Here is a 22,121-nt window from a genome sequence, read left to right as displayed (position 1 = left end):
AAAAGCCCTGACATTTACGTCGGGGCTTTTAGCATTAAATTGGTTTAGTTTGGTAAGATTTGGGATGTCAAATATGGAACTATTTAGGAGTTTTTTAAATTAAAAGTTGTCAAGCACCAAATTTTGTATGTTAACCATATCTATTTTGATGTATGATAATTAATACCCTTACGACCAACGTCTTATTTTGTAAATTTGTATTTGAATTGTAGGAATGAAAAAAGTAGTAATAGGACTTTCAGGTGGAGTAGATTCCAGTGTTGCCGCGTATCTTTTAAAAGAACAAGGGTATGAGGTGATTGGACTGTTCATGAAGAATTGGCACGATGATTCTGTGACCATTTCGGAGGAATGCCCATGGTTAGAGGATAGTAATGATGCTTTGATTGTTGCTGAAAAATTGGGGATTCCCTTCCAAACTGTTGATTTGAGTGTTGAGTACAAAGAGCGTATAGTTGATTATATGTTCAATGAATATGAAAGAGGAAGAACACCAAATCCCGATGTACTTTGTAATCGGGAAATCAAGTTTGATGTGTTTTTAAAAATAGCATTGCAACTAGGAGCAGATTATGTTGCGACAGGTCATTATTGTCGTAAGGGAACATTGGTAAATGATAAAGGAGAAGAAACCTTTCAACTTCTTTCGGGTAAAGATGATAATAAGGATCAATCTTATTTCTTATGTCAGCTTTCACAAGAGCAATTGTCGAAAACACTTTTTCCAATCGGTAATTTGACCAAACCAGAAGTAAGGCAGATTGCTGCTGACAATGCATTGATAACTGCGGATAAGAAAGATTCGCAAGGACTTTGCTTTATTGGTAAAGTGCGATTACCTGAATTTCTTCAGCAAAAACTAAAACCTAAAAAAGGAGTAATCGTAGAAGTGCCATCGACGATTGAAGAATACCAGCATCAAGTACCGAGTTTTTCAAACAAGGAAGAGGAATTATCATTTTATTCGCAAAAGCCTAAGTATGTTATCACTGATGGAAAAATAGTTGGTGAACACCAGGGAGCACATTATTTTACCAAAGGTCAACGAAAAGGCTTAGATGTTGGGGGTACAAAAGAGCCTCTGTTTGTTATAGATACCGATGTTGATGAGAATGTAATATACACAGGGCAGGGCAAGTCACATCCGGGATTGTACCGTAGAACTTTGTTTGTTACTAATGCAGAACTACATTGGGTTAGATCTGATTTAGCTTTGAAGGTAGATGAATCTATGGAAGTAATGGCTAGGATACGATATCGTCAAGCTTTACAGAAGGCCACTATATACAAGATTGACAGCGGGCTGTACGTTGATTTTGAAGAAAAGCAATCCGCAATAACTGAGGGTCAATTTGTTGCTTGGTATTTAGACGATGAATTGATTGGTTCTGGGGTTATTTCTTAAAAATCACTGTTAGTACGAACAGACATATGATATGAAAAATAGAATAACCGAACTTTTCGGAATTGAATATCCAATTATACAAGCTGGGATGATTTGGGCGAGTGGATGGCGTTTGGCTTCAGCTGTTTCAAATGCTGGAGGATTGGGTTTAATTGGTGCCGGCTCAATGTATCCCGAAGTTTTGAGGGAGCATATTCAAAAGTGTCAAAAGGCAACGAACAAACCCTTTGGGGTCAATGTGCCAATGTTATATCCAGATCTTGAGGAAATCATAGATATTATTATTAGAGAAGGGGTGAAAATTGTGTTTACTTCCGCTGGTAATCCAAAGACTTGGACCAATCACTTAAAGGAAAACGGAATTACAGTGGTCCATGTGGTAAGTAGTGTAAAGTTTGCATTGAAAGCTGAACAAGCTGGTGTTGATGCTATTGTTGCCGAGGGTTTTGAAGCAGGCGGACATAACGGTAGGGATGAAACAACTACTTTGGTTTTAATTCCTGCGGTTAAAGACAAAATCAGTATTCCACTTATTGCCGCAGGCGGTATTGCATCGGGACAATCTATGTTGGCAACCATGGTCTTAGGAGCAGATGCCGTACAGGTGGGAAGCAGATTTGTAGCAAGTAATGAAGCATCTTCACATGACCTTTTTAAGCAAAAAGTTGTTGAGGCAAATGAAGGTGATACACAATTAACACTAAAAGAATTGGCCCCAGTACGGCTTATTAAAAACAAGTTTTACAACGATGTCCAAAATGCTTATGAACAAGGAACCCCAATAGAAGGCCTAAAGAAAATTCTTGGTAGGGGTCGTGCCAAACGGGGTATGTTCGAAGGTGATATGGAAGAAGGAGAACTGGAAATTGGCCAAGTTTCAGCTTTGATTCATGAGGTAAAACCTGCAGCCCAAATCGTTGATGAAATGGTTCAGGAATTTAACAAAGCAAAGCAAAAAGTAACCCTGTTATAGTCTAGACATCATATACCTCATGAGAGATTTGCAGCTTATCAGCATTCTCCAAACGAGGTAATCTGCGTTGGTTTTTTCTTTGAAACCGTTCCATACGTCTTAGAATTTTGTCCAACATTTTCACGGCTCTTTGAATATAATAGCCCTTGTTCAGCATAACACATTCAGCCTGTTGGGCCAAAGCGGCATCAGTTATTTCGGCTCGTGAAGGTGTTCCCTTTTTTGCCAAATTTTCTAATACTTGGGTCGCCCAAATATTGGGGATATGGGCAGCAGCACATATACGCATGATTTCTTGTTGTATCGATGCGAAATTTTTCCAACCCGTTTCTATGGCCAAATCACCTCTAGCTGTCATTACACCAATCGGGAATGAACGCATGGCTGTTAATAATATAGAGGGTAGGTTAGAAAACCCTTTTTCGGTCTCAATTTTAAGGATAACCCCAATTTTGGAATCAAGTTTGTCAAGTTCATTATATAAATCCAGAATATCCTCTTTGGAATTTACAAAGGAGAAGTTTACGGCATCTGCATGTTTTGCGATAAATTTTATGTCTTCCCTATCTTTATTGGTCAAGCCACTTATTTTTAAGTCACTCTTGGGTAGGTTTATGCCTTTGTCAGCTTTTAATTTACTGCCTTTGTCTTTAGCATGAGTGATTTTAACAACAATGTCCTCAGCAGTGACTTTTTCGATAATTCCTTCTATTTTTCCATCATCAAAATAAATAGGTTCTCCTTTTTTGGCATCCTCAAAGACCTGAGGTAAGGTACATGAAACATGAGCTAGTTTAATCAATTTTCCATTTTCGTCATGTACCGTGGATTCACCGGGAATACTTTCTTTATGCAGTCTAAGACGATCTTCAGAATGTAGTACGATAAATTGTTCCTTGGGCAAAAGCTCTCCGACTCTAAAGGGTTTTTGATTTTCCTTCGATTTATCTTTATGCAAAAATATTTCTGTGCCAGTTTCAAGGTAGGCGGAGTCTGAACAATAACCCACTCTGGCCTTACCATCTTTCCCTTTAACAATAATCTTACATTTTTTATCTCTTGCATCAGTAAATCTAAGAGTGTCACCTTTCTTGATTTTCGAGAACAGCTTAGGATCTACTGGAATATGTACTTGATAATCCGATAAGATAGGAGGAGGTATGTCAGGAGCGGCAATCCAAATTTTTGATGGATTGACCACTCTACCCAAATCATCTCGTTCAGGGGTAATATGAATTACTTTAGGACCTTCAACCATTGGACCGGTTCTTAATTTAGGCCCTGATAAATCCATTGCAATCTTACATTTTTTACGTTGACGTTTACTGGCTATTTTTAAATTATCAATCATCTTTAGCCAATCTTCGGGTGTATCATGCGCACAATTGATTCGTGCACAATTCATACCATTGGCCAATAGTTTTCGTATAAATCCGAGGTCTTCAGCTGCGGTATTTGGTAAGGTCACCATTATACGGGTAAACCTGTTCAATGATTTATGCCCAAACAATAATGTGGTATTCTTATTCAATAATTTATTGCCTTTCTCAATTGTAAGAATACCATTGGTAGGTAATGTGTCTTTTTCATTCAATAGACTGTTGATAAGGCGCTTCAGGTTGTAAATTCCTTTCATAACATGGCCCTCTGCAGCAGAGAGTGCTGGAAAACCTAACTGCATAAGCTCCTCTTCCATGGCATCAATATCAAAGGTTCTTACGGCTAGATAATGAATCAAGTTTTCGGCACTTTTAAGATGTACGGGATGAACAGCTTCCAGTTCCTCGGCATATTGCATTTCCATCTCCTTTGTCTTTGCTAAAAAGGCATCTAGCTTTGCACTAAGAGCCCTTAATCGTTGCTCTCTATTTCTCATAACGCAGATAATTTACAATACAGAATGAATCAGGATTTTGTTTTAGAAAAATCCATTGTAAAGTTAAACTATAAAGCCCATTTCAAGGACGTTTTAAGGGTAAAATGAGCGCTAAAAATTGGTTATTTCGCATTGTGTTCAAAAAAATAGTTTAGGGGGTAATAGTTTATTAGGATAGTGTTTTTATTTTTACGCCTTTTTTAATAAATCTATGGAGTTATTGGAAGTTGGAGATAAAATGTATACAGTAAAACGTGATGGGTTTGAAGACTTTGCACGCTATACTTTTTCTGAAGTTGTTAGGCTTACAAAAACTCTTGCCATTCTAAAAAATGGTGTCCGACTTGTAAACAAGCCCAAAGAATCATTTATAATGGAGGATGTGGGTTATTCAGTGGCCCGCGATTATGCTAATCATTGGCATAAGGTTTCATTAAAGGCCATTCGAACAGCACAAATTGAAAATCAAAAAATTAAAGTTCATGACTGGTTTGAGCAACGCGAATTTAATCTTGAAGAGAAGCAATTAATATATAAACAGTTTGAAAAATTGAACCGACTTTATATTGTTTCCAATAAAAATAAAGCGGTCTAATTCTCTTTTAGGCTTGAAAGGTATTCAATAAGGTTCCTGAGCTCTCTTTTTGTGATCATTTTACCCATTGCCGGCATAGCGGAAACACTATTTTTTCGCTTGCTTATTCGTGAAACTGCAATTTCCATCGGTTCGGCATCTGAGGTTCTTAAAATAATTTCATGTTTGGTTTCATCTTCTAAAACCCCAGTTATTTCTTGACCATCCTTAAGCGTTACGGTTACGGTACCATAACCTGGTGCCAAACGTGCACTAGGTTCTATTAAGGACTCCAAAATCTCTTCTCGGGAAAGTATATTGGCAATATTATCCAATGGTGGACCAACTTTTCCGCCTGCACCATCCACGGCATGACAACGAACACATTGTGCAGTAGGGTTACTTATAAAAACAGATCTACCAGGCCACCATTCACCACCATACAGCGTTTCTTTGTACGAATCTAAACTTGAGTCATTGTTTTTTAGTTTTTGCATCTTACCTATCAGAGTTTGAGAGCCTGAGGATTCGACCGCTTCTACCAAATCAAGAATGATTCCCTGGTCTAAGGAATTTGTCGTTGCTTGATTGATCAAACTATGTAAAGTGCTTTCGCTTTTCTCCAAAGGAAGGTTACCAAGTACTTCCAACATTTTTTGCTGCTCCCTAGTTGAGCCAGACTTGAATATTGGACCAACAATTGTTGGAAGTTTTTCTTTGGATAATTCCAGTTTGGAAATCAATCCTACTGCCGCAGCACGTACATTTTGGTCTTTGTCCTGCATTCCCATACGAATTGCTGATTCAATACCCGAAGAATTTAATTGACCCAATGCATTTAGTGCAGCCGAACGAACATTGGCCGATTTATGCTTTCTCAAGATGTTATTTAGGGTATTGTTTTGGGATTCTATACCTAACAAGCTTAAGGTTTTAGCAGCACCAACAAGAATTTCGGGATCATTATCCTTCAAAAATACAGCAATCTCATTTTCTATTTTCGATTTCACCAGTTTGGGATCTCTTTTGATTTCACCGCGATAACGCCCATCAACTCTATCCAAAACCGAAGGCTCACCCCAAGTACCTATAGTAGCCAGAGCTTCACCCCTTAAATTTCCGGCAACATCTGATCTTTTGGCAAATGCAATAAGGTTGTTCAACTCCGTTTCGCCGCCAACACGGAGGGCTGCATTAATAGCCCTACGTAAAAGGGGTTCAGAGGCAAACCGCTTTTCCGTTAATACCTCTGCCAAATCTGGGAGTACTTTTTCAATGGACCAATCATCATTAATTGCTCGAGCAGCTTCAGTGACAATAAATTCATCTTCATCTGCTAAGAATAGTGCAACTTGCTCGCTCTGTAACCGACGCAAAACTAATACCGCGGCTATTCGTAGACTTCTGTTCGGATTTTTTGCAAGTTCCGTTATTGGCGAAATTTGCCCTATTCTAGAAAGTGCTAAAACTGCTGCATGCCTCAGATAAATATCTTTATCGGCATTTCTTTCAATAAGCGCCAATAGGGGTTGAATAGCATCCCCATGTTTTATTCTTCCCAATGCCTGTGCTGCGAAAAACTTTACCCTAGCATTATCGTGTTGCAATAGAGGTATGAGATGAGTACCAGACTTGGTAAATCTAATATCTCCCAAAACTTTTGCAGCCTGGGCAATGATTTCTGGATCATTATCTTTTAAAAGGTCAAGCAAAGGTTCTGCCTTGTTTGGATTATTACCAGCTAGTTGCCCAATTCCCCATATCGCATGTATTCTTGCAAATTGATTACGATCTTCAGTTATCACTCTTTTTAACGCTCTATAACCCCAAAACGTACGATTTGCTAATTCAAATTGCGCTTTTTTACGAATGCGCATATCAGTATAGGCAAGCAATGTCACTAAATCGGTTGTGGATTCGTTTTCGTAATCCAATGTCATTAAACGCTTTGTTTCTTGACGTTCTGACTCTAAATCATTTTCGGTTACATCCAACTTCCAAACACGGCCGTAATTTTTTGTGCCCCAACCAGTGATCCAATCCGAAAAATAGAGCGCCCCATCTGGACCAAAGCGAAGACCAGTTGGAAGTACACCACTCATCATATCTTGATCCACACCCAAATCAAAGGAGGCACCTTTGGGCTTCAAATCAAATGACCAGATATGTGACCTGCCGGGGTCCCCAACAAATTCTACCAAAAAGAATTTGTTTAACCAATCTTTACCCAATGCGGTTCCTGGATTATAGGCCATCCCGGTTGGGCCATTGTGAAAATTAACTATTGGTGGAATAATATAAGCGGCTTGTCCGTCCCATCTTGGTTTAAACAATTTTTCATCCATCCAAACCTTATAGCTATTGTTCTTAGGATCCGTATACTTTCCATACTGCCAATTGGCTCTCCAACCAGCATCAGAACCTTCAACAATATGTACTAAACGTTCGCTTTCCCCCCGATGGTCACCGTCATTATCCGAAGAAATAATATTGCCGTACGCATCAAAAACAAACTCATGGGTGTTTCTAAGTCCACGTGCGAAAACCTCAAAATTACTGCCGTCTGGGTTACAGCGTACAATTATACCTTGATTTGGGTAGTGATGTTTGGCCCCATTTACAGTAGTTAAACTAGCCCCGATATCACCTATGCCCCAATAAATTTTTCCATCCGGTCCTTGTATCGCCCCGGACATTCCATGACCACTGAACCCAATGTGTACTGCAAAGCCATTTGCCAAAGATGTTTTTTCATCCAACACCCCATCATCATTCGTGTCCTGCAATCGCCAAAAATCGGGTCCCACGCCCACATAAACATCATCATTGGTCACTAAAAGTGCTCCGGCTACATCTGTAATTTCTTCATTGAAGTCTTCAAGAATACGGGTAGATATATCTGCCCTCCCGTTGCCATTACTGTCTTCCAACATCCAAACTTCATCTTTCTCAACTGCTAAATCGCGCCAGTCATGAATGCTATCATTGTTCAAATCTTTTAACCATTCATTTTCTTCGCTATTTTCTGGCGAAAAAGTGCTTCTCAAAAATGCCCTGCGATCCTCAACTGATTGGAGTGCTATGGAAGGAGTCATCCAATCCCGAAACCCGCGGATATCAAATTCAGAATTTTTCTGGCGATTAGTACGTGTAAGATAGATTCTTCCTTTATCATCAATGTCCATAGCAATAGGGTCAGGAGCCAGTGAATCGGAAGCCCATAGACTTAATTCCAAACCTGGGGCTAAAATAGCTGCAGTGTTTTCTCTTATTTCCTTGGCGTAACTAGCTCCAGTTACAGAATCCTCATATTTCACCAATGGTATCTCAATTGGTTTATTCGAATTAGGACTACATGAAGAGATGACTGTTACTGAGAATATCACCAATATGAGTAAAAGCTGAGATCGACGGAATTTCATGAAAGGTTTTTAAGAAGTGTGGTTGTACTTCTTAAAAATAGGGAATTATACCAAGTATTGGAAAAAGAAAAAATCAATTCTGCCATTAGAACAGTATTATAACAATATACAGAACTTTCATTCTTTTTGTAAAAGAATTATATCCTTGGTGATTCGTTCAATTTCATCACCCATGGTGCCATCATAGACCCCGCGTATGCGTTTCTTTTTGTCGACCAATATAAAATTGGGAGTGTGTATAAAGTCTTGCAATCCTCCGTCACCTTGTTCCACCACAGCAAAGTAACTTTTTCGTGCAAGGTTATAAATGTGTTTTTTATCCCCAGTGGTTATATTCCATTTACCATCAATTGCACCATGTTTTTCCGAGTATTCCTTAAGAATTGGAACACTGTCCAGTTTAGGTGTCACGGATAATGATAAAAACTTGATATCATCATTTTTCATGAATTCTTCTTGCAATTTTTCCATGTTATTGGACATGATAGGGCAGATGCTGGGGCAACGAGTAAAGAAAAAATCGGTAACATAAATTTTGTCTTTGTAATCTTCCTGTGTTATAGTTTCACCATTTTGATTGATTAACTCAAAATCAGCGACTATATGAGATTCTGTTTTTCGTATAGAAATATCTACCAATTCAGGATTAAAATCAGATGGATTATAAACTGGTAGTTGCGCTTCTTCATTTAAAAGAAAAAAGATTAAAACAATAATACCTATAGTGCCAAGCACTATAGGTATTATTGTTTTTTTTGATGTTTCCATTTGTTAAATTAGAGGATTGAATTGTCAATTTGGATGTCAGCATGTTCCCAAGCCTTATCAAACTCCAGTTTAATAACCTTCGCTTCTTGCATTTTACCTTGTGCTTTTAAGCTGTTATGAAGCCCTATTAAGGACCAGCCATTTTGACGTAACACCTTTAAATCTTCTTTATAGATTTTCTCAGCTTCTGCAAACTTTTTATCCTTCATTAAAATCGCTCCCAGGTTTTGACGTGTTGGAATATGCCAGGCAGCAGGCTCTGTATAGGTTAAACCATCTTCAAATATCACAGCATTTTCGAGGTGTTCAATAGCATTTGAAACATCACCTTTCAATGCGGCCAATTCTCCAGCCACTACTTCATAGGCTATATTGGCTATTCGATTGGATGTATTATTCGCAGTAGCTACCAAGGATTCCAATTCTGGATCTTTTTTGAGGGTGGCAATGGCTTCCAATTCTTCTTCGGCCTCTTTCACATTTCCTTTTCTAATAAAAGCAATTCCCCTAGCATAATGTCTCATTAGATTAAGGTGTTTAATATCAGCACTGGGAGCAGGGATTGTCAGAATCTCGTTCCATTTCCCAAACCGTGTATAGGCCAACAATGGCGTAGAGGCAAAATCTTGTAAGAAGGTAAGTGTAGCCAATTCTCCAGTAGGTACTTTTTCAGCGGTTTTCTTGGCAGCGTCTATTGCTATATCGCTATCACCCAATAAACTGGCCGAAGACCATAAAAAATGTATGTTATGTGGATAATAGGCTAGGGGATAAAGGCCTTGTGAGAAACATTGGGCAATATAATCCTCATCGGCCAAAATTGCGGTTTGGTTCACCTTAACCGCGTCTAAATAACGCCCTACTCGAATATAGATATGCGAAGGCATATGTACAATATGTCCGGCTCCTGGCATTAAAGATGCCAATTGATCCGCACTAGGTACCCCAAGATCTGGATAGGGAAGTTCTACCATGTGAATATAATAGTGATGCCCTCCAGGATTCTCAGGTTCTAGTTTCATCGCCTTTTCAAGAGCAGCTTTGGCCTCTGCTATATTCGGAGATGGATTCCCATCTTTATCCCAATAATTCCATGGAACTGTATTCATTACCGATGCGGCATATAGTATTTGTATGTTGGCATCTTCAGGATATTTTTTTACAACCTTTTCCATAGCATGCATATAGGCCATATTGAGTTCTGCAACATCTTTGGTCAGATCTTCACTGTATCTTGCCGATAAGGCCTCAATTAGTGCTTGCTCCTTTGCAGTCGATTTTGCAGCCAAGTTCCTTGCTTTTACCATTGTTTCATTGATTTTGATTTTCCGTTCATCTAATGGTAGGGGGTCGTTGATGTTTGGTCCCAAAGCAAATGCTTGTCCCCAATAGGTCATGGCAGAGTTAGGATCTAAACGCGCTGCTTCCATAAATGAACGATGTCCTTCTGCGTGATTAAAAGCATAGGACAGTTTTATGCCTTGGTCAAAAAATGCTTGCGTGCGTGCGTTGTTTACAGTTACTGGAAAATGTAGATTCCCTAAGTTTTCAAATAAAGGCGATATTTGGCGTGTAGTATCAACCACATCCAATAAATACTTGGTGGGCGTGCATTTTGTAAAGCTAAATGACGCTTTTTGATAATCGACTTTATTGGTCGTTTTCGAATTTTTGTTCATAAAATGAACTAGTAACAATAGAAATAATACTGAAACTCCTAAGCTGATTTTTGTTTTCATTTTGTTCTTGTTTTAGGATTTTTGTATAAATTTTTTGGCTTCTTCAATTTCGGGACGAGTACTATCGGAATTTTTGGTCAAATCAATAAGTTGGTTAAAATATTGATTTGCTTTTTCTAGATTACCAGACTGTTTGGCCGCTATGGCAGCACCGTAAACGCCATTAAATCTTTCTGGATGTTTATTTAGATTCTCTTGGTAAGCAGCTAATGCTTCTTTTGGTCTATTCATGTCTAAAAGCATATCTCCCAATAATTCTATAGCGGGTAAAACGTCACCAGGGGTTACTGGATGTAAACTTGTTTTACGTTCCATCTCAGCGGCTTCTTGCATTAATGCTAATCCGTTTTCTTTATCATTTTTGTTAAACTGTAACCAAGCCTGTGCTGTTTTAACTTGTATCTGAACCTGTTTTACCTGAATAAACTTAGAGCGGTCATTTTGGGCAGCTAAATTCTCATACAATTTTGTAATTATAGCAATCTGTTCTTCAGCCAAAGAGAAATCCTTTGTGTTTGATGCTCCTAATGCTTTAGCAAAATGATGAATGGCTTTTTGCCAAGGGAATTGTTCCCAGTCCAAGTCCATTTCTTGCAATTCAAGGTTTACAGCCCTCTCCCAATTTTTGTTCTCAAGTGCTAACCTTGAAGGTATTGCGGCAATTGGATAAATAACCGCCGTGATGGTGGTAGGGTAAAAGGACCTTAGTTTATTTATTAGTTCATATTGCTCTTCAGCTTTAGCATTATCTCCTTTTTGTAAATAGGCATAGACCAAATAATCTATGGCATGTAGCTCCTCAAAGTAACCTTCATTAATCCCTAAGGCTTGAGTATAACATCTTGAGCTTTCGGCAGACTCAATATTTGATTGTATCGACTCTTCCCAGATTCCCAATCTGGTGAAAATATGTGATGGCATATGCTGGGCGTGAGATGAGGAAGGTGCTATTTTCGCATATCTACGAGCCGTTTCCAATCCTTTTTCCGCTAAAACGGAATTGTCATAATTATGAATTATGTAATGGGCGATGCCAGGATGATCAGGGTTGTCGGCAAAAAGTGATTCAAGGATTTTCCCTGCCTTTATTTCGTTTTTATATTCTTTCCCTACCCTATCTCTGGTAGAGTATAAGGCCAAAGTATAAAAAATGGCAGCTTCAATATCTTCAGGATATTTTAGATAGATTTTTTCCATCTCTTCTTCGAAACGCTTGGCCCTTGTTTTGTGGTCAACATTTTGCCAATCGGAGTAAAAGGAATCAATGGCATTTATATAATCATGTTGCTTCTCGTCCATCGACAGTTGTTTGGCGACCGCTAAAACTTTAGAGCCTTTAATTAAATCTTTCTCAGAAGGAGGAAACCATGCGGCATGATAAATACTCATAGCAACTCCCCAATAAGCCATTGGACAATTGGGGTCGGCATCAATAACTTTTACGAAGGCTTTCTCGGCTTCAGCATATTGGAATGAATGCAGGAGTGCAACGGCAAGGTCAAAATCAGCTCTTGTTTCGTAACTACAGGATAATGAAAATTTAATTTCACCAAATTGACCATCACCACAAAGTAAAAGCTCCCCTCTGACTAGGTCTAGAGACGCTATTGCAGGAGTGGTTTTTTTATCTTTGCATCCTAAACACAAGAGAATTAGTAAAACTAAATTGATTGTGGTTTTCATATTATTGGTTTAAGATTGTTGTATAAACTTTTTGGCTTCTTCAATTTCGGGACGAGTACTATCGGAATTTTTGGTCAAATCAATAAGTTGGTTAAAATATTGATTTGCTTTTTCTAGATTACCAGACTGTTTGGCCGCTAAGGCAGCTCCATAAACACCATTAAATCTATTGGGTCGTCTAACTAAGTTCAATTCATATACAACTAATGCCTCTTTTGGTTTTTTTATAGCCAAGAGCATATCTGCCAAAAGTTCATCTGCTGGTAGTATCTCACCCGGCGTTACCGGATGTTTAGAAGTTAAGCTTTCCATTTCCGCAGCTTTGGTCATTAACTTCAATGCATCTTCTTGATTTCCTTTTTTGAGTTGTAACCAGGCTTCAGCTGACTTTATTTGAATTGCAACTTGATTGGCTTTGTAAGCATCATTTATTGCTTTTAACTCATCCTCAAATGAGCTAAGCAGATCGAGTTGAGATTGGGCACTTTCTAAATCATTTGTATGGATACTTCCTAAAGCCTTAGCAAAGTGTAATAGTGATTTTTGCCAAGGAAATTGTTCCCAATCCAGTTCAATGTTATTTGGTAATTCTATTTTAGAAGCTTCTTCCCAATTTTTGTTTTCAACAGCTATTCGTGCCGGAATGGCCGCTGCGGTATAAGCGATTTTAAAATTTGGAGGAAAAATTTCTTTAAATGTTTTAAAATATTCGTACTGCTCTATAGCATTTACATTATCTCCGGTTTGTAGATAAGAATAAACTAAATAGCCCATCGCATGCACTTCCTCATCCCAATGCGCTCCAGGCGCTATGCTTTCAGCATAACAAGTAGCTGAAGAAGCAGAATTAATATTCGTATCTATAGACTCTTGCCATAGACCTAATCGTGTAAAAATATGAGAGGGCATATGCTGGGCATGTGCAGAATTAGGTGCAATTTGTGCATAGCGCCGGGCTGTATTAAGTCCGAGTTCTGCCAATTCAGGATAATCATACGAATGAATTATATAATGTGCGATTCCAGGATGATTAGGTTCTTTTTCAAATAAACGTTCCAATATTTTACCCGCTTCTTGTTGAATTTTATAGGTTTTATCTGTTGGCAGAGCTGATGCTCTCAAGGCCAACGCATAAAAAACGCCAACCTCGGTATCATTGGTGTTGGCAAGGTACATTTCCTTCATTTTTTGAGCATACCGCTCCTTTCGGGTTTGATTGTCCACGGTTTTCCAATCTTCATAAAAAGCACCAATAGCATCTAAATATTGAGCTGCTTTTTTAGATTTTGGTAAACTTTTCGCAGCATTAATCAATTTATTTCCTTTAATAAGTACATCTTCTGAAGGCGGAGCCCATAGTCCGTGGTATATACTCATGGCCACACCCCAATATGCCATAGGACATTCAGGGTCGACATCAATCACTTGAACAAAAGCCTTTTCAGCTTCGATATACTCAAAAGAGTGTAATAGAGCAATGGCGAGATTAAAAGTCTCTCGAGTTTCATAGCTACAGGATTCAGAGAAACTAACTTCCCCAAATTGACCATCACCACATAATAATAACTCTCCTCTTGTTAGGTCTAAGGAAGCTAACGACGGAGTTGTTTTATCCTTACATCCTATAAAGATTAAGGTTATTAAAAGTAATTTGATTGTTTTTGTCATGGATTTTGGTTTTGATTTAGTCAGTTTGTTTGTAGTTCGCGATGCATTTTATCTCCTTCTCTAACAACAATTTCAATAATTTCTTCTATATCTTTTTGAGAAGTTCTAAAGTTTACAATGCATCCTCTAAGACAATACTTTTCATTGATAATGGCATTTGATAAAAAGACCTCTCCACCTTGTTGTAGTTTGTCCAATATTTTTTCATTCAAGGTGTTTAGGTAGGTTTCACGTTTCTCTTTGTCATTCGGAAGACCTTGTTGCGGAACATACCTAAATGTGGTAATGCTCAAATTTTGTGTTATGGCTTCCAATTCTGGATGGGAAGTTGCTAAATCAAAAAGCAATTGGGACAAAACGATGTCCTCTCCAATCATTTTCTTATAACCCTTTCTACCATTTTGTTGCAAAGCCATCCAAACCTTTAATGCCCTGAAACCTCTTGAGTTTTGAAGTCCGTATTCATAAAAATTAAGAGATTGTCCTTCTTCGTCTTTTGTGAAGTTGTAATATTCAGGATTTGAACTGAAAGTGTCTATTAGGTGTTTTGGGTTTTTAACCAAAGTACAACCCGCTTCAAGCGGTGCATATAGCCATTTATGGGGGTCCAAAGCAATAGAATCGGCCTCTTCTATTCCTAGGAACAGCTCTTTCAACTCAGGAATAATGGCTGCGGGTGCTCCATAAGCCCCATCAATATGAAACCAAAGATTTTGTTCTTTACAGATTAAAGCGATCTCGGTCAGATTATCCACCGCACCGGTGCTTACATCTCCTGCGGTACCAATGACCATAAAGGGTTGGTAACCTTTTTCAATATCTTGTTTTATGGCTATGGAAAGTAGTTCGTTGTTCATTTTATTCTCGGAATCAGTAGGAATCCATCTAACTGACTTTGAACCATGACCAAAAAGGATAGCGGCCTTTTCTACCCAAGTATGGGTGGTTTTGGAACAATAGACCATTAACCTTGAGTTGGAATTCAGTAAACCTTCTTCTTTTAAACTTTTTGGGGCCTTAGCAGTTCTTGCAGCCAAAAAAGCGGTAAAGTTTGCCATGTTTCCACCACTGACCAAAATTCCACCATAACTAGGTGATACCCCAATAAATTCTGCCAACCATTGTATTGTTTGTTTTTCGATTTCTGTGGCCATTGGGCTCAAAATCTGAGCACCTACATTTTGATTTACAGCGGAAGCAAGCATGTCTGCCAAAACTCCAATTGGTGCAGGTGAGGAGGTGATGTACCCCATGAATCTAGGGTGCCCATTGAATAAGGAATGATTTAATAATAGGTTTAAAGATTTTGAAATAATTTCCTCTGCAGATTTTCCTTCTTCAGGTAAATTTGAAGTGCCCAAGACTTTTTGCAATTGGAGGGCTGATTCGCCAGGAGTTACTGGATAGTCATCCACAGCATCAAAAAAGTTCGCAATGATATCAATGAGATTATAGCCGATTTTTTTGAAGTCGGACTTGTGAATTTCAATGGGTGTATTTCTATTTTTGGACATTTATTTTTCGATCTATTCTTAATTACTTTCTAGCCACTCGTTTCAGCTTTTATTGTCTGTAACTGCTAACCATAACCTATAATGTAAGTAGGTAAAACAATCGAAGTTGACAAAATGTGTATTTGGTTGCATATAGGTCATACTTGGCACTAAAATATGTATTAATGCATTAAGATATTTGTGAGCTTCTTTAATAGTTTTTGTTTATTCAGCTGTTGCTGGTCTACATTTTCATAGATAAGTAGGTTAACTTTTGTTATGCCCTGGCCTCAAGGATTAGATTAAAAGGAGTCTCTACTACCTTTTTAAAACTATTGAAACCACCTGAAGTGATTACTTCTTTAAGTCGTTTTTCACCCGCTTGTGCACCCAAGGCTAGGCCAACTTCCTGATTAAGGGAACAAGGGGTACAAAGCATTGTGGAAAATGCATAAAAAGCACGACCAACAGGATTCAGGTTTTCCTCTAAGGAGTCTTTTGCAAAAGGTTCAACCACCATGCAAGTGCCGTCTGGTTTCAGGGCATCTTTTACATGGGCGCATGCCCCAACTGGGTCACCCATATCGTGTAAACAATCAAAGAAAGTAACAAAATCGTAATCCTTGCCAGGGAAATCTTTCGCAGTGGCAACTCTGAAAGTGGCATTTGTGACACCTGCTTCTTTTGCTCTTTGCATGGCTTTTTGAATAGATTTGTCATGAAAATCATATCCAAAAAACGTGGAATTGGGAAATGCTTTTGCCATAATTATAGTGGATGCCGCATGACCACATCCAATATCGGCTACCTTGGCCCCCTTTTCCAATTTTTCGACAACACCATCCAAAGCTGGTAACCAATTTGAAGTTAAATTGCTTTCATAGGACGGACTGAAAAATTTTTCAGTTCCGCAGAAGAGACAGCTATTATGATCTCCCCAAGAAACCCCTTCCCCTGTTTTAAACGCTTTTTCTATTTTGGGTTCATCGTGGTATACCGAGGTAATTGCATAAAACGCTCCAGTCATAAATACCGGACTTTTGGCATCGCCAAATACAGCAGCTTGTTCTGGAGTCATTGAGAAGGTATTATTCTTGGCATCGTACGCAATATATCCAGATGCAGCTTGGGCTGATAGCCACTCACGAACATATCGTTCAGCTGTACCTGTGGCCGAGGCCAACTCGCCAGAAGTCATTGGGCCAGATTCCGACAACGATTTGTACAAGCCGAGTTTGTCACCTAAAGTGACAAGTGGACCATTTGCCGCAGCTCCCATTTCAGTTACTACTTTACCTAATAAGTCGTGTAATTTTTCTTCGTTTAATTCCATGATATTTATATTAATTTGTTAGTACTTAAACAACCGGTGAAGAGTTGTTCTAATTTGTAATATGAGGGAATTATTACGTTTAAATAGTGTGCTGACCTCTTTGTCTTTTAATTCTATTGTGTAATGGCCTACTACAATTTTAGTTATATCATACCAGAATGACTTTCACCATTCATTCATTTCATAGGAGTATTCGTGAATCGCTGCAAAAGGTTGTAATATGGATTATCATTGTTATAAAATCTATTCCCACATTCGAGAACAGTCGATACAATAGATGATTTCACTATTAGTTTCCTTATTATCGTTAATGATTATTTTGAGTTTTTTTGCTCCTTCACCAAGGTTGACAATAGGAAAAGTTATAAGACCCTCTCCTTTTCCAGGATTTTGGAAGCTACTTTCTTCTTCATGTGCCTTAATCCATTTGTCTTTAAAATAAAGTCCTCTATAGGTAATTCGTTTCACACTGTGTTTACCTTTAGGAAGATTTTTAAATCGTGCCATGATATAAATTTCATCTCCTGTTACAAAAGGACCATCTGATGAAATACATTTCGAGTATCCATTTTTGGTTTCAATTTTTTTACAAATTTCCAAACTATATAATGGATCGGACAGCTTTGGAGCTCCAAATGGCGTTACGTATATGCTCAGGAATTCTTCCACAATATTATCGTCCTTTTTAGCTCTTAAAGTATACCTCGTAGTACGTTTTGGTGATACGATTAGGTCTCCGTAATCCTCGACTGGTTTACCGTTAAGTGTAACTTTATCGGCATTGTAAACATTCCATAAAAGTTTTGTTTCTATTCCTCTTCTAATAGTAGGATGACTCGCATAAAAACTTCCTATATCAAGTTGGTTTTGAGCCACTGTAATTTTAAGTTTGCTACTTTCAGCTTTTACCGCCCCTTTTGATGACTTAGAACTGGCCATAAGTACATAGGTTGTGGTTTCATCTATTAAAACAGTTTCCGATCCGCTATTTGGTACACCGCGATACTCTCTTGTTCCCATTCTGCCTAAATTAACTTTTGAAGCATTTTCTGTTTCCCAAGAGAGGGTAACTGCTGTTCCTTTTTCTACAAGAATATTATCTGAAGTAAAAGATATTATTTTTGCTTTGGGAAAAGCTTCAGTTTCATTCCATGACATTATAAAAGGAAACTCTTCACATAATAGGATACTTCTGCTTTCTGTCACACATACTCTTATGCTTTCACTCCTAAAACCTTTTCCTCTAGGTTTTTTGGAAATTTTAAAACTCACTTGATGATTACTAGCTTCTAAAGGTTTCCGGTCTAGAAAAACCTCTTTGTATATATTTCTTCCATCTTTCAAAACAGGATTAGCCTGAATAAATATTTCTTTTGACTCCATTTCTTCAGAAAGAACATAATCAATAGAAATTAAAAGCTCTGAATTGGAAATTTTTTCGGCATTAAAATTACTAAAGCTTATTCCCCCCTGTGCTTCAACCACACCTATGGTAGAAACACAAATAATTAATGTTATAAATAGATTTTTCATTTTTCAAAATTTTGTTTGATAACTTATAAATAGTTCATATTCAAGTTGTGTTCTTTTCTATAACACCTTCTAATCTATATCAAAACGACGAGAAGATTTCTTAACAGGTATAGTAGACTGAACGTGTATTAAATGATACCCTTCATCTCCACTTAAATCAGGTCCACCAACTTTCGTAGTCAGTTGTAAATAGCCTTGAATAGTACCATCGGTTCTTTTAGTAATTTCCACAAACTTTACACCTATATCTGTATCATTTTCTTGCAATTCATTTACGATTAAAAGTTTTTTGTTATCTACTACTAGTGTATGAGATATGCCATTGTCAGAATCTTTTGAGACATCTACATCATCTTTTGTAACAACAAACCTTTTGAGCACTTCACTAATATGCATTTTGTAAGGAAGACCTGAATCTGAAGGGTTTACTATAAAAGCAATTCTAAATTGAGCTGTTAATGGTGGTTCTGCCCAGGGTTTCCAGTTATTAGGTAACAATCCATCCAAATCAAAATCATCTTTACTATCGAACCTATTAGAATCATCTTGTATCAACATCATATAATACCCCCCATTTAATCTCCACCAAATCATTTCTGATGGATGTATTTCTGGTCTGTAATGATGATTCCATTCTCTAACCCAAGGACCATAAAAACACACTTCTTTCCCTTCAAGAACTACGTCTGGATCGCCAACTTTCTTACTTCCTTTTTTAGGGAAAAAGGGATTGTCGTATAAACTTTGGTCAGGGGTAACTTCTGCCTCTAGTTGATATTGACCATTATCATTTTTATGCCAACCATTACTACTCATTAATCTAGTTTCCTTCCTATATGGAAGAGCGTCAGTAATCAAAAATGAAAACTCGTCATTAGGAAGAACAAAAAAATTCCAGTCCATTTCATCACCAAATCCGTCATAGGTTTTAAAATTTTCTAATTTTCCACAGCAAACTTGTTTTTTATAACTTAATGGTATCCAATTATTATTAGAACCAGTACCTGGAATACCTACTATTCTTTTTTCTGATGGTGGATAGTTAATAAAATTGCTAACTGGATCAAACCCTTCAATTCCTAGCATTTTATTTACTATCCTATTCCATTTATTTAAATCTTCTTGAGTACTTCTAGGTGGATTTGTAATCAAGAAGTTATTTTTAGAATCATCTATTGCAACATCAATTTTAGGCGCCTTGTTTTCATATTTCGGGGTTTTAATTTTATACGCATCAATGGGTGACACTATTTCAGTTGAGCTTTTTTTATTTTTAGTAGTTTTTGTTTTGTTGCGATGATCACGTATCACTTGAGCTTCAATTGCACCTATTGTTGTAATACTAATTATTAATGTTATAATGAGATTTTTCATATGTAAAAATTATTATATTGTCTATTGTTCCGGATATAGATAGGCAGCAATGTTTTCAACATAATGGTCTTCTCCTATCGACATATGTCTTTTAGCAGATACTAATATGGGTTGGTCCGCAAATACTCTAACCCATCCGTTTTTATATTCAAACCTACGCATCTCTCCCGCTCTTAACTCAATGGTATGTATTGATTGTGACGTTATGGGAACTCCTTTTCTTTCATAAACCATTCCTGAGTTAACAGAATACCGTACGTTAGCTGTAGATTTATTAGGATTTACAAGAAGTCCCTCAATTCTAATGGATTGATTGTAGCTTCTTGTTCCTTTTTCAAGATGTGGAATTAACCAATTGCGCCATGTAGTCCCTTGTAAGGTGGGAAGTTTTGGCAGTGGTGGCTCCTGATTGGCTGGGTTTAAAACAACTTGTTCTTTAGCTACTTTTTTATTGCGCTGATTACGCCTTATTTGTGATTGTACAAGTGATGTACTTAAAAAGGTTAAAATGCAAAGCGTCAAGAAAATATTGTTCTTGATTAAATCTGACTTCTTTTTTGTTTTCTTAAGTTGAAAGTTTATTAATTCCATTTTATTCAAATTTTGTCTTTCTAAATTCAAGTACCTCTTTTGCCATATCCTTGATTGCAGTACTCTCATCTTGAAGCAATTTTCGTAAATAGGCCGAAACCTGATTATTTTCAATGAGCCGCAGAGCTGAAACCGCTTCTACTTTTAATTCATCTGATGTTCGATCATCATTAATTAAGGATGCTACATATGGAAAAATGTCAAAGGATCCTGTGTTTCCGAGTACTAGCAATTTTTGAATCGTATCTTTTTCGAACCTCATTTCATTCATGAGGAATTTGGTCAAATTATTAGCTTGTAAGGTGTCGTTCTTCTTAAACCTATAGGCCATACCACCCAGGGTCAATTGCGCAGTTGATGTGATGAAATCGTCTTGTGAGTCTTCGGTGTTAAATGCAATAGATTTTACAACCTCCACAGCCTTCTTAGTAGGAAAGGCTGTAGTTGTTAATTCAGGTAATAGTTCTTCAAGTACCTTTTCATTGTTTTTGTTATTGGTGATAATATCAGCAATAACATCTGTGGCTTCCGATGTTTCCGTTCTTGATAAAGCACTACGAAGTACGACTGAGATAACAGAGTTAAATGGTTCTTTTTCTAAAATGGAAACCACATTGTTACAAGTATCTGGATATAAATAAAAAATGGCTTTGAACTTTTCAATTAATAAGTCTTTTTTCTCTTTAGTCAAGTTTTTTGATGCCGATAATCGTTGGAATAATTGCTGCCAATTATCTGACCCTAATGTTCCGGCATGGACCATTTTGGTTACCCTTTCTACTGAAGCAGGAGCACTTAACGTTGTTTGGTTACCGTAATTGGAAGTTTTTTTAATTTTTAAAAGATGTTCTTTCGAGCTGTTTTTTATTTTGGATATTGATGTCAACGATACGGATACCTTGGTGCCAGAAGCGCTTATAGTATCTGTATTGTAAAAAACAATTTGCGCTTCAGAAGTATAAATGCTTTTAATCGTACCATTGGCATCGGTTTCAATCGTAGTAGTATTATCTGTATCAATATTCAGATTTTTTCTTTTTGATTTATACTTCAGATATTTTACTAATTCTTTTTTGTATATATCACCTGTTGAATTGGACTTTGAAATGTGGTAATTGGCCGTGTAGACACCATTGGAGTTTTCTTCTACTGTTTGCCAACTTTTTGATTTTTTTATGGGCTTTACAAATTGCATTCTTCCAATGATATCTTTGAAAATTCCGGCTGCCATGTTGGTCATTGATGAATCAAAAGAAATATGCCCGATTTTTCCATAATTGTCTATCTGAACAAATACTGGTTTCACTAAATCTTCGCTAATAAATTCTGTGTCAGTAATGATTCCTTCATTTTTTATAATGAACGAAGGGTTGGTTAATTGATAACAAACCAACTTACTTTCAGTATTTTGTTTTAAAATAGTTTTTGTTAAATGACTCTTTAAGAGTACTTCTGCTTCCTGTAATGACTCACTTTTGAAGAATGGTTGTTTTGCATTGACCGTATCTGAACTATATAGTTTTTTAATATCATTATATCCAAAACTATCAGAACTATAGGCATAATTAAGTTGGTTTGAAGAGTCAATTACCATACTTCCTTTACATCCTATAAGTAATAGACATAAAGGAAATATGTAATTAAAAAAGCCCATAATGTTTTTCATGATCTTTTATGCTATTGCAGTAA

Annotated in this window: 15 protein-coding genes; 3 read left to right on the top strand and 12 right to left on the bottom strand. The window is 37.3% G+C overall.

Annotated elements, in window-relative coordinates; translation table 11 throughout:
- The first annotated feature begins 214 nt into the window (after positions 1 to 214).
- Complete coding sequence (mnmA, locus tag FB2170_RS16660) at positions 215 to 1,405, top strand: tRNA 2-thiouridine(34) synthase MnmA (RefSeq protein ID WP_013307780.1); 1,191 nt, start codon at positions 215 to 217, stop codon at positions 1,403 to 1,405.
- 31 nt (positions 1,406 to 1,436) lie between these two features.
- On the top strand, positions 1,437 to 2,378 hold the full coding sequence (locus FB2170_RS16655; RefSeq protein WP_013307779.1) for an NAD(P)H-dependent flavin oxidoreductase: 942 nt from the start codon (positions 1,437 to 1,439) through the stop codon (positions 2,376 to 2,378).
- Between the two features lies 1 nt (position 2,379).
- Here FB2170_RS16655 and FB2170_RS16650 read toward each other — a convergent pair whose 3' ends face one another.
- Positions 2,380 to 4,254, bottom strand: a complete 1,875-nt coding sequence (locus tag FB2170_RS16650) for a pyruvate kinase (RefSeq protein ID WP_013307778.1) — start codon at positions 4,252 to 4,254, stop codon at positions 2,380 to 2,382.
- Between the two features lie 211 nt (positions 4,255 to 4,465).
- Between FB2170_RS16650 and FB2170_RS16645 the strand changes: the two genes are divergently transcribed.
- On the top strand, positions 4,466 to 4,849 hold the full coding sequence (locus tag FB2170_RS16645; RefSeq protein ID WP_013307777.1) for a hypothetical protein: 384 nt from the start codon (positions 4,466 to 4,468) through the stop codon (positions 4,847 to 4,849).
- On the opposite strand, the gene FB2170_RS16640 is transcribed toward FB2170_RS16645, so the two are convergent.
- The 11 genes from FB2170_RS16640 to FB2170_RS16590 all read right to left on the bottom strand — a co-directional run bounded on the left by FB2170_RS16640 (position 4,846) and on the right by FB2170_RS16590 (position 22,098).
- On the bottom strand, positions 4,846 to 8,250 hold the full coding sequence (locus FB2170_RS16640; RefSeq protein WP_041632923.1) for a HEAT repeat domain-containing protein: 3,405 nt from the start codon (positions 8,248 to 8,250) through the stop codon (positions 4,846 to 4,848). The genes FB2170_RS16645 and FB2170_RS16640 overlap by 4 nt on opposite strands.
- Before the next feature lie 117 nt (positions 8,251 to 8,367).
- Positions 8,368 to 9,018: an SCO family protein gene (locus tag FB2170_RS16635; protein WP_013307775.1), complete on the bottom strand. Its 651-nt coding sequence runs from the start codon at positions 9,016 to 9,018 to the stop codon at positions 8,368 to 8,370.
- A gap of 8 nt (positions 9,019 to 9,026) precedes the next feature.
- The gene (locus tag FB2170_RS16630) at positions 9,027 to 10,757 is read right to left on the bottom strand and encodes a tetratricopeptide repeat protein (protein WP_013307774.1); all 1,731 of its coding nucleotides are present in this window, start codon (positions 10,755 to 10,757) and stop codon (positions 9,027 to 9,029) included.
- A gap of 12 nt (positions 10,758 to 10,769) precedes the next feature.
- Positions 10,770 to 12,440: a tetratricopeptide repeat protein gene (locus FB2170_RS16625; RefSeq protein ID WP_013307773.1), complete on the bottom strand. Its 1,671-nt coding sequence runs from the start codon at positions 12,438 to 12,440 to the stop codon at positions 10,770 to 10,772.
- Between the two features lie 9 nt (positions 12,441 to 12,449).
- Positions 12,450 to 14,108, bottom strand: a complete 1,659-nt coding sequence (locus FB2170_RS16620; RefSeq protein ID WP_013307772.1) for a tetratricopeptide repeat protein — start codon at positions 14,106 to 14,108, stop codon at positions 12,450 to 12,452.
- A 20-nt stretch (positions 14,109 to 14,128) separates the two neighbouring features.
- Positions 14,129 to 15,622 (bottom strand): pyridoxal phosphate-dependent decarboxylase family protein, encoded by a 1,494-nt coding sequence (locus FB2170_RS16615; RefSeq protein ID WP_013307771.1) that lies wholly within the window; start codon positions 15,620 to 15,622, stop codon positions 14,129 to 14,131.
- Between the two features lie 256 nt (positions 15,623 to 15,878).
- Entirely contained in the window at positions 15,879 to 16,934 is a 1,056-nt protein-coding gene (locus tag FB2170_RS16610; RefSeq protein WP_013307770.1) for a class I SAM-dependent methyltransferase, read from the bottom strand.
- 243 nt (positions 16,935 to 17,177) lie between these two features.
- Positions 17,178 to 18,467, bottom strand: a complete 1,290-nt coding sequence (locus tag FB2170_RS16605; RefSeq protein WP_013307769.1) for a hypothetical protein — start codon at positions 18,465 to 18,467, stop codon at positions 17,178 to 17,180.
- 69 nt (positions 18,468 to 18,536) lie between these two features.
- Complete coding sequence (locus tag FB2170_RS16600) at positions 18,537 to 19,841, bottom strand: hypothetical protein (protein WP_013307768.1); 1,305 nt, start codon at positions 19,839 to 19,841, stop codon at positions 18,537 to 18,539.
- 21 nt (positions 19,842 to 19,862) lie between these two features.
- Positions 19,863 to 20,432, bottom strand: coding sequence for a hypothetical protein (locus tag FB2170_RS16595; RefSeq protein WP_041632922.1), 570 nt, complete (start codon positions 20,430 to 20,432; stop codon positions 19,863 to 19,865).
- Between the two features lies 1 nt (position 20,433).
- A complete protein-coding gene (locus FB2170_RS16590) occupies positions 20,434 to 22,098 on the bottom strand; it encodes a hypothetical protein (protein WP_013307766.1) in 1,665 nt (554 codons plus the stop codon).
- Positions 22,099 to 22,121 lie beyond the last annotated feature (23 nt).

The organism is Maribacter sp. HTCC2170, assembly GCF_000153165.2.
Classification (GTDB): Bacteria; Bacteroidota; Bacteroidia; order Flavobacteriales; family Flavobacteriaceae; genus Maribacter_A.
The sequence above is the reverse complement of the archived record's forward strand: the minus strand, read 5'-3'. Positions and strand labels throughout refer to the sequence as shown.